Source organism: Stenotrophomonas sp. 10N36 (assembly GCF_056395005.1).
Genome location: NZ_JBFTIS010000018.1, coordinates 67,519 through 77,379 on the forward strand (window position 1 = coordinate 67,519; position 9,861 = coordinate 77,379).

Annotated in this window: 13 protein-coding genes; 5 read left to right on the forward strand and 8 right to left on the reverse strand. The window is 68.6% G+C overall.

Annotated features, from left to right (window positions below; genetic code table 11):
* The first annotated feature begins 54 nt into the window (after positions 1 to 54).
* The 4 genes from apaG to AC1DCJ_RS16580 are packed head-to-tail and all read left to right on the forward strand — an operon-like array spanning position 55 to position 2,732.
* Positions 55 to 438: a Co2+/Mg2+ efflux protein ApaG gene (apaG, locus tag AC1DCJ_RS16565; RefSeq protein ID WP_038690425.1), complete on the forward strand. Its 384-nt coding sequence runs from the start codon at positions 55 to 57 to the stop codon at positions 436 to 438.
* A 13-nt stretch (positions 439 to 451) separates the two neighbouring features.
* Positions 452 to 1,462, forward strand: coding sequence for a symmetrical bis(5'-nucleosyl)-tetraphosphatase (locus AC1DCJ_RS16570; RefSeq protein ID WP_478071421.1), 1,011 nt, complete (start codon positions 452 to 454; stop codon positions 1,460 to 1,462).
* Positions 1,459 to 2,124: a DUF1287 domain-containing protein gene (locus tag AC1DCJ_RS16575; protein WP_478071422.1), complete on the forward strand. Its 666-nt coding sequence runs from the start codon at positions 1,459 to 1,461 to the stop codon at positions 2,122 to 2,124. The genes AC1DCJ_RS16570 and AC1DCJ_RS16575 overlap by 4 nt, the downstream gene beginning before the upstream one ends.
* Positions 2,125 to 2,150: 26 nt before the next feature.
* Positions 2,151 to 2,732 (forward strand): hypothetical protein, encoded by a 582-nt coding sequence (locus AC1DCJ_RS16580; RefSeq protein WP_478071423.1) that lies wholly within the window; start codon positions 2,151 to 2,153, stop codon positions 2,730 to 2,732.
* Positions 2,733 to 3,145: 413 nt separating this feature from the next.
* On the opposite strand, the gene AC1DCJ_RS16585 is transcribed toward AC1DCJ_RS16580, so the two are convergent.
* From AC1DCJ_RS16585 to AC1DCJ_RS16620, 8 genes are all read right to left on the reverse strand, one after another.
* A complete protein-coding gene (locus AC1DCJ_RS16585; RefSeq protein ID WP_137191266.1) occupies positions 3,146 to 3,640 on the reverse strand; it encodes a dihydrofolate reductase in 495 nt (164 codons plus the stop codon).
* Between the two features lie 5 nt (positions 3,641 to 3,645).
* The gene (locus AC1DCJ_RS16590) at positions 3,646 to 4,440 is read right to left on the reverse strand and encodes a thymidylate synthase (protein ID WP_478071424.1); all 795 of its coding nucleotides are present in this window, start codon (positions 4,438 to 4,440) and stop codon (positions 3,646 to 3,648) included.
* Positions 4,437 to 5,327 (reverse strand): prolipoprotein diacylglyceryl transferase, encoded by an 891-nt coding sequence (lgt, locus tag AC1DCJ_RS16595; protein WP_447591996.1) that lies wholly within the window; start codon positions 5,325 to 5,327, stop codon positions 4,437 to 4,439. The genes AC1DCJ_RS16590 and lgt overlap by 4 nt, the downstream gene beginning before the upstream one ends.
* A gap of 84 nt (positions 5,328 to 5,411) precedes the next feature.
* Positions 5,412 to 5,900 carry a TPM domain-containing protein gene (locus tag AC1DCJ_RS16600; RefSeq protein WP_038690433.1) on the reverse strand — a complete coding sequence of 163 codons (489 nt, stop codon included), beginning with the start codon at positions 5,898 to 5,900 and terminating at the stop codon, positions 5,412 to 5,414.
* Positions 5,900 to 6,802 (reverse strand): TPM domain-containing protein, encoded by a 903-nt coding sequence (locus tag AC1DCJ_RS16605; protein WP_478071425.1) that lies wholly within the window; start codon positions 6,800 to 6,802, stop codon positions 5,900 to 5,902. Before AC1DCJ_RS16605 ends, AC1DCJ_RS16600 begins: the two co-directional genes overlap by 1 nt.
* A 4-nt stretch (positions 6,803 to 6,806) precedes the next feature.
* On the reverse strand, positions 6,807 to 7,454 hold the full coding sequence (locus AC1DCJ_RS16610) for a LemA family protein (RefSeq protein ID WP_478071426.1): 648 nt from the start codon (positions 7,452 to 7,454) through the stop codon (positions 6,807 to 6,809).
* Between the two features lie 142 nt (positions 7,455 to 7,596).
* Entirely contained in the window at positions 7,597 to 8,346 is a 750-nt protein-coding gene (locus AC1DCJ_RS16615; protein ID WP_038692483.1) for a TerC family protein, read from the reverse strand.
* Between the two features lie 42 nt (positions 8,347 to 8,388).
* A complete protein-coding gene (locus AC1DCJ_RS16620) occupies positions 8,389 to 8,769 on the reverse strand; it encodes a diacylglycerol kinase (RefSeq protein WP_038692485.1) in 381 nt (126 codons plus the stop codon).
* Between the two features lie 287 nt (positions 8,770 to 9,056).
* On the opposite strand from AC1DCJ_RS16620, the gene AC1DCJ_RS16625 reads away from it, so the two are divergent.
* Complete coding sequence (locus tag AC1DCJ_RS16625) at positions 9,057 to 9,761, forward strand: SGNH/GDSL hydrolase family protein (protein WP_478071427.1); 705 nt, start codon at positions 9,057 to 9,059, stop codon at positions 9,759 to 9,761.
* The last annotated feature ends 100 nt before the right edge of the window (positions 9,762 to 9,861 follow it).

Consider the following 9,861-nt stretch of genomic DNA (forward strand, 5'->3'; position numbering starts at 1 on the left):
GCCATCCCGTGGCGCGCTCACCTCAAACTGCACGACATTCTCTAAACTGCCTGCATGAACGACGCTGCACACTATGCGATCTCGGTCGAAGTCGCTCCGCGCTTCCTCGACGACCAGTCCACGCCGGAGGACGGGCGCTACGCGTTCGCCTATACGATCCGCATCCACAACCACGGCCGCGTGGCCGCCCGTCTGGTGGCGCGCCACTGGCGCATCACCGATGCCAACGGCCGCATCGAACACGTGGACGGCGATGGGGTGATCGGCGAGCAGCCGCGGCTGCGCCCGGGTGAAGACTTCCGTTACACCTCCGGTGTCATGCTGGAAACGGAACACGGCACGATGCAGGGGCATTACGACATGGTGGCCGACGATGGCACCGAGTTCGCCGCCGCCATCGCGCCGTTCGTGTTGACCGTTCCGCGCACACTGCACTGATGGAGGCGCGCGCATGAGTGTATGGGCCATCGGCGACCTGCAGGGCTGCTACGACGTCACCCAACGGTTGCTGGAGAAGATCCGCTTCGACCCGGCGGTGGATACCCTGTGGTTCTGCGGCGACCTGGTCAACCGCGGCGGGCAGTCGCTGGAAACCCTGCGTCTGGTCCATTCGCTGCGCGACAGCAGCGTGGTGGTGCTGGGCAACCATGACCTGAGCCTGCTGGCCGTGGGTGCCCGCACCGAGGAAGAGCAGCGCAAGGTCAACCCGGACCTGCTGCGCATCGTGCAGGCCGACGACCGCGACGTGCTGCTGGACTGGCTGCGCCTGCAGAAGCTGGCGCACGTGGACCGCGAACTGGGCTGGATGATGATCCACGCCGGGCTGGCCCCGAAATGGACCACCCAGCTGGCCGAAAAGCATGCCCGCGAAGTGGAGGTGCAGCTGCACGGCAGCGGCTACCGCAAGCTGTTCCGCAACATGTACGGCGACAAGCCGAGCTGGTCGCCCGGCTTGGCCGGGTACGACCGCTCGCGCGCGATCATCAACCTGTTCACGCGCATGCGTTACTGCACGCCGCGCGGGCGTATCGGGATCGAGGACAAGGGCACCCCGGGCACGCAGGAGCAGGGTCTGTACCCGTGGTTCGAAGTGCCCGGTCGCGCCGAGCGTGACCTGAAGATCGTCTGCGGGCACTGGTCGGCCCTGGGCCTGACCATCACCCAGGGCGTGCATGCCATCGATACCGGCGCGGTATGGGGCGGCAAGCTCACCGCGTTGCAGCTGGATACCGACGAACTGCGCGTGGTGCAGGTTCCGGGCCGCGATGTGCCCCGGCCGGTGTCGCCGCCGCGGCCGCCGGCACGGCGTCCGGCCGGCGATGGCGAGCCGCAGGGCAATGGCCGTCCACCGCGGCAGCCGCAGGGCCAGCGTCGCGAACGCGGCCCGCGCGGCCAGTCGTCGCCGCGCCGCAACCCTGAACCGGCCGGCGACACCGGCGGAAGCACCCCGACCCCGGCATGATCCGCACCGGTCGGTGGCTGCGGGTGGGTCTGGCAGGACTGCTGGCCCTGGCCGGTATCGCCTGCCAGCGCAGCCCGACGCCAGCGGCCGGCGACACCGGCGCGCCGGTCGCCACGCCCGCCCCCGCCGCACGGCCACCGACGCTGCCCTCGCCGCCGCTGGTGGCCGCTGCGCGTCGCCAGATCGGGCAGACCGTGCGCTACGACCCGGCTTATGCCGTACTGGGCTATCCCGGTGGCGACGTCCCCATCGACGGCGGCGTGTGCACCGATGTGATCGTGCGCGCCCTGCGCACCCAGGGCCTGGACCTGCAGCAACGCATCCACGAGGACATGCGCGGTGCGTTCAGTGCCTACCCGGCGCTGTGGGGGCTGTCGCGGCCGGACCGCAACATCGACCACCGTCGCGTGCCGAACCTGATGCGCTGGTTCGAGCGGCAAGGCTGGCAGCAACCCACGTCGCGCCACGCGGCCGACTTTGCCGCCGGCGACATCGTGGCCTGGAAGCTCAACGGCAACGGGCTGCTGCACGTCGGCATCGTCTCCGACCGGCGGCGCAGCGACGGCACCCCGCTGATCCTGCACAACATCGCGCGCGGCACGCAGGAAGAAGACCTGCTGTTCGCTCACACCATCATTGGCCATTACCGGCCGCCAGCCTGAGCGCTGGCCACCGCAAGGACGCGCCCATGCCCGAACCGTCTCCCGCCACTCCCACGGCATCATTGGCAGGCATGCAGGCCGCGTTCGACGCGCTGCTGGCGCCCGCCGGGTTCCAGCGCACGCGCAAGATGCTGTGGGTGCAGCGCCATGCGCATACCGCCAGCTTCGTGTTCCTGCAGCGCGAAGGCGCCGGCCGGGCAAGCATCGACACCTCACTGGCGCTACGTCTGCAGGCCGGCGTCCGCGTGCTCGACAGCGATTTCCCGGCGCTGGCCCTGAACGGGCCGGACAGCCAGGACGCGTTGCTGGCACTGCGTGAGTCGCGCTTCCACCTGCGCTTCAACCTGGCATCGGGGCATGGCAGTGAGCGCTGCCTGACCGATCTTGAGCGCTACACCGCCGAGGTGCTGCTGCCGTGGTTCGCGCGTTTCGCCGCACCCGAGGCACTGCTGGCGGCACCGTCATTCATACCGGCCGCCGGCCTGCAATGCGATGCCGCGTTGAATGACGACGACAAGGCCTGCCTGCAACATGCCCCGCAGCACGGCGCCGACCCGGCGCGGCTGGCCGCATCGTTGAAATTGCTGGGGATCAAAACGCGCGCGTGACGTCGGGCGCTGTCCGCCTGCGTTTCTATAAGTGCACCCGCTGCTGATCCAAGCCGAGTAGCGCCGGGCTCTGCCCGGCCGCCTTTCGGTGGGTGCGCGCGCTGCTGAAACAAGCCGCGTAGCGCCGGGCTCTGCCCGGCTGCCTTTCGGCAAGCGCACGTGCTGCTGAAAGAAAACGCGTAGCGCCGGGCTCTGCCCGGCCGCCTTTCGGTGGGTGCGCGCGCTGCTGAAACAAGCCGGGCAGAGCCCGGCTCTACGATGCTGCTCGCGTGCTGCTGATACCAGCCGCGTAGCGCCGGGCTCTGCCCGGCTGCCTTTCGGCAAGCGCACGCGCTGCTGATACCAGCCGGGCAGAGCCCGGCTCTACGATGCTGCTTCCCGTGCTGCTGGGGCAAGCCGGGTAGAACCCGGCTCTACGGGTGTCGCGTGTAATCCACGAAGTCGAACGCGGCTGAATGCCGTGCGTCGGCCGGGTGGTGCTCGCGTGCCACTTCCACCCACAGCGCCGGGTCGACCGGCGGGAAGTGGGTGTCGGCGGCCACCGTGGTGTCCACCCAGGTCAGGTGCAGGTCGGTGGCCTGGGCCATCGTCAGGCGGTACACCTCGCCTCCGCCGATCACACACAGTTCGTCGGCACCGCTGGCCGCGGCGAAGGCCAGCGCGTCGTCTACCGAAGCCACCGCCTGCATGCCCTCGAACGGCACCTGGCCGCTGCGGGTGAGCACCAGGTTGGGACGCCCCGGCAGCGCGCGGCCCAGCGACTGCGCGGTCTTGCGCCCCATCAGGATCGGCTTGCCCAGGGTGAGCGCCTTGAAGCGCTTGAGGTCATCGGGCAGCTGCCACGGCAACTGGTTGTCCTGGCCGATGCCGTGGCTGCGGTCCAGCGCGGCGATCAGCGACAGCCGGATCGCCGTCATACCGCCACCGGCGCCTTGATCGCCGGGTGCGGGTCGTAGCCGTCGATGCGGATGTCATCGAACTGGAAGCCGAACAGGTCGGTGACCGCCGGGTTCAACCACAGCTGCGGCAGCGCGCGCGGCGTGCGCGACAGCTGCTCGCGCGCCTGGTCAACGTGGTTGGAGTACAGGTGCGCGTCGCCCAGGGTGTGCACGAAGTCGCCCACGCCCAGCCCGGTGGCCTGCGCCACCATGTGGGTCAGCAGCGCATAGCTGGCGATGTTGAACGGCACGCCGAGGAAGATGTCGCCGCTGCGCTGGTAGAGCTGGCAGCTGAGCTTGCCGTCCACCACGTAGAACTGGAACAGGTTGTGGCAGGGCATCAACGCCATCTGCGACAGCTCGCCCACGTTCCAGGCGCTGACCACCAGCCGCCGCGAATCGGGGTTGCGCTTGATCTCCTCCACCAGCCACTGCATCTGGTCGATGCTGCCGCCATCGGCGGTGGCCCAGCTGCGCCACTGCTTGCCGTAGATCGGGCCGAGGTCGCCGTTGGCATCGGCCCACTCGTCCCAGATGCGCACCTGGTTGTCGGTGAGGTAGCCGATGTTGGTGTCGCCCTTCAGGAACCACAGCAGCTCATGGATGATCGATCGCAGGTGCAGCTTCTTGGTGGTGACCAGCGGGAAGCCGTCGGCCAGGTTGAAGCGCATCTGCCAGCCGAACACGCTGCGCGTGCCGGTGCCGGTGCGGTCGGACTTTTCGGTGCCGTTCTCCAGCACGTGCTGCAGCAGGTCCAGGTAGGGCTTCATGCCTTGGCCCCCGCGGCCTGCACCGGCAGCTGCGGCTGCAGCACCGGGGCGCGGCGCGACAGGGCCAGCAGCACCAGGCCGAAGGCGATCAGCGGCACGCACAGGATCTGGCCCTTGGTCAGCCAGCCGAAGGCGACGTACACGCCGTTGTCGGGCATGCGCACGAACTCCACCGCGAAGCGGAAGATGCCGTACAGCAGCGCGAACAGGCCGGCGATGACGTAGCGGTGGCGCGGCGTGGCCGACACCGCCCACAGCACCAGGAACATCACCAGGCCTTCCAGCAGCGCTTCATACAGCTGCGAGGGATGGCGGGCGTACGGGTTGAGCGCGCCGGTGGCGAACTGCGCCTTCAACGTGGCCAGGTCCAGCCCGTTCAACGGCGCCGGCAGGCCACTGGGAAACACCACGCCCCAGGTGCCGCCGGTGTACTTGCCCCACAGTTCGGCACCGATGAAGTTGCCGACGCGGCCGAAGCCCAGGCCCAACGGAACCAGCGGGGCCACGAAATCCAGGGTATCGAACAGGTGCAGGCGGTGCTTGCGCGACCACCACCACGCGGCAAACAGCACGCCCAGCAGGCCGCCGTGGAAGCTCATGCCGCCGTCCCATACCTTGAACAGCAGCAGCGGGTTGTGCAGGAAATCGCCCAGCGCATAGAACAGCATGTAACCCACGCGCCCGCCCACCACCACGCCGAGCATGGCGTAGAACAGCAGGTCGGAGAAACCGTCGGCATTCACCCCCGGCAGGCGCCCGGCCGCGATCCGCTTGCGCCCCAGCCACCAGGCGGCGGTGAAGCCGAGCAGGTACATGATGCCGTACCAATGCACTTTGACCGGCCCAAGCGAGATGGCGATGGGGTCGATGTCGTGGAAATAGATCATGAAGGACGCCTTGCAGGGATGCAGATATTCTAGCGCCGCCCGGGAGCGGCCTCGCGGCGGCCCCGATCGCGCGATTGCCGGGCTTCAGCCCAGAATCTGCGGCGTGTTCGGCAGGCCGTCATCCTGTGACCCCGGAACCGGCGGATAGTGCCCGGCCAGCAGGTCCGATACCTCCTCGATGGCCAGCAGTACCGCGTCCTGCAACGCACCGTCGCGCAGGCGCTGCTGCATGTGGGCGCAGATGGCCGCCCATTGCGCCTCGCCCACCTTGCCGCGCAGGCCACGGTCGGCGACCAGCTCGATGGCGTGGTCGGCCAGCAACAGGTACACCAGCACGCCGTTGTTGTGTTCGGTATCCCAGGTGCGCAGCTGCGCGAAGGCATGCTCGGCGCGTTGGCGGGGGCTGACCCGCTGCCACAGCGCCAGCAGTGGCAGGTCCGCCTCCACCGCGAACATCACCTGGCCACCGTGCCGACGCTCGCCGGCGGTGATCGCGTCGGTGATCGCCTGCAGGCGTCCAGGCGGGAACGCGCGCCGCACCGAAGGGGAAAATACGTGCCGAAGCCAGCGCATCACCAGCCTCCCGAGGCGCCACCGCCTCCTGAACGTCCACCGCCGCCGCCCCAGCCGCCTCCACCGCCGCCGAAGCCACCGCCGCCGCCCCAACCACCGCCGCCACTGCCCCAGCCTCCGCCACCGCCCCAGCCGCCATTGCGCGCAAACGCGCCGGCCCGGCCCGAGGACAGGCCGACGAACAGGCCGATCAGGCCGGCCAGACCACTGGCCAGCCACAACGAGGTGAACAGGAAGGCGACCACTGCCGCGCCGCCGCCGCCCAGCAGCGCGCGCACCGGGCGCGGCAGCCAGCCGAGGATGGCGCGCAGGAAGCTGCCAACGAAGAAGCCGATCACCAGCGCGAAGGTCCAGCCGCCGCCATCGGGGTTGGGGCTGGCGCGGTGGGTGCTGACCGGCGCGGGCAGTGCCTCGCCGTCGATCAGTTTGACCAGCGCCGCGCTGGCATCGGCCAGGCCGCCGGCGTAGTCGTTGGCGCGGAAGCGCGGGGCCAGGTATTCCTGGATGACGCGGTTGGCGATGGCGTCGGGGATCGCCCCTTCCAGCCCGTAACCGGGTTCGATGCGGACCCGGCGATCGTCCTTGGCCACCACCAGCAGCACGCCGTCGTCCACGCCCTTGCGGCCGATCTGCCATTGCTCGAAGACCCGCTGGGTGTACTGCTCGATCGACTCGGGCGCGGTGCTGGGCACCATCAGGATCTGCAACTGGCTGCCCTTGCGCTGCTGCAGGGCCAGGGCCTGTGCCTGCAGCGCCTGGACCTGGGCGGCGTCCAGGGTGCCGGTGGTATCGACCACCGGCGAGGACAGCGGCGGGATCACCGCATCGGCCTGGGCAACTGCCGGCCCGGCCAGGCAAAGGCCGGCCAGCACCAGGCCGCGCAGCAGGCGAAGGACGTTCATCAGGTTACTGCGCCGGGGCCTGCTGCGGCTGCGGCTGCGGCTGCGGCGCGGGGGCCGGGGCCGGCGCCTGCGAACCGAACTTGACCGCCGGCGGCTGGGAGATCTGCGCTTCGTTGTCCACGGTGAAGTTCGGCTTGACCTGGTAGCCGAAGATCTTGGCAGTGATCAGCTGCGGGAACTGGCGCAGGAAGGTGTTGTAGTCCTGCACCATCTGGATGTAGCGGCCACGCGCCACGGTGATGCGGTTCTCGGTGCCTTCCAGCTGCGCCTGCAGGTCGCGGAAGCCCTGGTCGGACTTGAGGTTCGGGTAGTTTTCGGTGACCACCAGCAGCCGCGACAGCGCGCCGCTCAGTTCGCCCTGGGCCTGCTGGAACTGCTTGAGCGAGTCCGCATCGTCGGCGTTGACGTTGATCTGGCCCACCCGCGAGCGCGCATTGGTCACGTCGGTGAGCACCTGGCGTTCCTGGTTGGCATAGCCTTCCACGGTCTGCACCAGGTTGGGAATCAGGTCGGCGCGGCGCTTGTACTGGTTGAGCACTTCGGCCCAACCGGCCTTGACCTGCTCATCCTTCTGCTGGATGGCGTTGTAGCCGCAACCGGACAACAGGGCGGCCAGCACGGCCAACAGCAACAGGCGGGAGAACGATCGCATGGCCGGCTCCGGATCTCGATGAACGGGATCCGGAGCATGCCACGTTTGCGGTAAAGCGGATGTGGGTAACGGCGGTTGGTCGGTACCGACGGATTGCCGACCCCTGGTCGGCACCCGCGGAACACCGACCAACGGTCGGTATCTACCAGTTGCCGGCGCCTGGGACGTTATGGGCCACGGCGCGGCGGCGCATCAGCAGGTTCAGCCATTCCACCAGCACCGAGAAGCCCATCGCCGCGTAGATGTAGGGCTTGGGCACGTGCACGCCCAGACCGTCCAGGATCAGCACCGCACCGATCAGCAGGATGAAGGCCAGGGCCAGCATCTTCACGGTCGGGTTGGCGTCGATGAAGCGGCCCAGCGGGTTGGCCGCCAGCAGCATGACCGCCACCGACAGCAGGATCGCGGCCACCATCACCGGCACGTGGTCGGCGATGCCGACGGCGGTGATCACCGAGTCCAGCGAGAACACGATGTCGATCACCGCGATCTGCGCGATGACCATGCCGAACACGGCCGAGGCCTTGGTGGTGGTGGGGTCTTCGTCTTCGCCGCCGGTGATCAGCTCGCGGATTTCCATGCCGCCCTTGATGATCAGGAACAGGCCGCCGAGGATCAGCACCAGGTCGCGGATGGAGATGCCGATACCGGCCACGGTGAACAGGTTGGCTTCCATGTGCGCCAGGTAGGCCAGCGACACCAGCAGCAGGATGCGGGTGATGCAGGCCACCGCGATGCCGAGCTTGCGCGCGAACGGACGGCGCGACTCGGGCAGCTTGCTCACGGCGATGGAGATGAAGACCAGGTTGTCGATGCCGAGCACGATTTCCAGGGCGCTCAGCGTGAACAGGGTCAACCAGACGTTGGGGTCGGACAGCAACTCAAGAAACATGGACATGGATCCTTACAAGGGGGAATGCGCCGTGGGGGCAGCTCAGAAGAAGCGGGGCAGCAGGACCAGGCCCCAGCACAGCAGTACGTTCATCATCAGCACGAACACGGCCGCCGAGCCCATGTCCTTGGCGCGTCCGGCCAGTTCGTGGAATTCGGCGCCGTAGCGTTCGATCACCGCTTCGATGGCCGAGTTGGCCAGTTCCATGGACAGCACCAGCAGCATCGAGCCGATCATCAGCGCGCGCTCCACCGGGGTCTGGCCCAGCCACAGGGCCAGCGGGGCCAGCACCACCAGCAGGTAGACCTCCAGGCGGAACGAGGACTCGTGCAGCCAGGCGGCCCGCAGGCCCTGCCAGGACCACACCGCCGCCTTGAAGATGCGCCGGGGGCCGCGCGGCATGTGCCCGATTTCGTCAGCCACGGGGGCACGCTCCATCACGCAGGGCGGGCCGGGACACGGGGAACAGCGCGCAGCAAGGGGTCATGGGCAGGGCTGAATGGGCAGGCAATCGGTCATTTTGCCACAAGCCTGTCGCACCTTCCTCGGAGGCGGGCGGGGTCAGGCCGTGCTAGTGACGGGCCCGGCGCCGGCAACACGTGGCGCACAGCCCCGCCACGGCGGGTAAAGCGGTGCCGGTCACCAGCTTCTATGATGGGGTTTCAACCGAACCGGGCGCTCGATGGGGCGCCGTGCCGAGGAGTCTGCCCATGCGTCATCGCTGCACCCGCCCCCTGTTGCTCGCCCTGGCGCTTGGCGCCGCCCTGCCCGTGTTTGCCCTGTCCCCGGCCAAGCCGGCGCAGGTGCCGGCGCAGGTGTCCAACGTGGCCTGGGCCCAGGACATGGCCGATTTCGCCAAGGCAGACGCCACCACCCCGACGCCGCGCGGGGGCATCGAGTTCATCGGCAGCAGTTCGATCCGGATGTGGGACACCCTGGCCGCCGACTTCCCGGGCCAGCCGGTGTTCAACCGCGGCTTCGGCGGTTCGGAAGTGCGCGACAGCACGTGGTACGCCGGGCAGGTGGTGGTGCCGTATGCGCCGTGCAAGGTGTTCTTCTACGCCGGCGACAACGATCTCAACAGCGGCCGCAGCGCGGTGCAGGTGCGCGACGATGTGCTGGCCTTCGTGCAGCGGGTACACCGCGATCTGCCGAAGACGACGGTGGAGTACATCTCGATCAAGCCGAGCCCGTCGCGGGCGAACCTGCTGCCGGCGATCATCGAGGCCAACGCGATGATCAAGGCGGCGCTGGCCAAGCTGCCGAATACGGGCTACACCGACATCTACACGCCGATGCTGGGCAGCGATGGGCAGCCGCGCGCGGCGTTGTTCCGCGAGGACATGCTGCACATGACGCCGGACGGGTATGCGATCTGGCGGGCGGCGTTGGCGCCTAAGGTTTCGTGCGAGTGAGTTTGTGCGGACGGCAAATGCGGGAGCCGGGTTGCTGAGGGTTGGCCGGGGTGGGTGAGGTGGCGGGACACGCCGTAAATCCATCCTTGGAGGCTCGTGG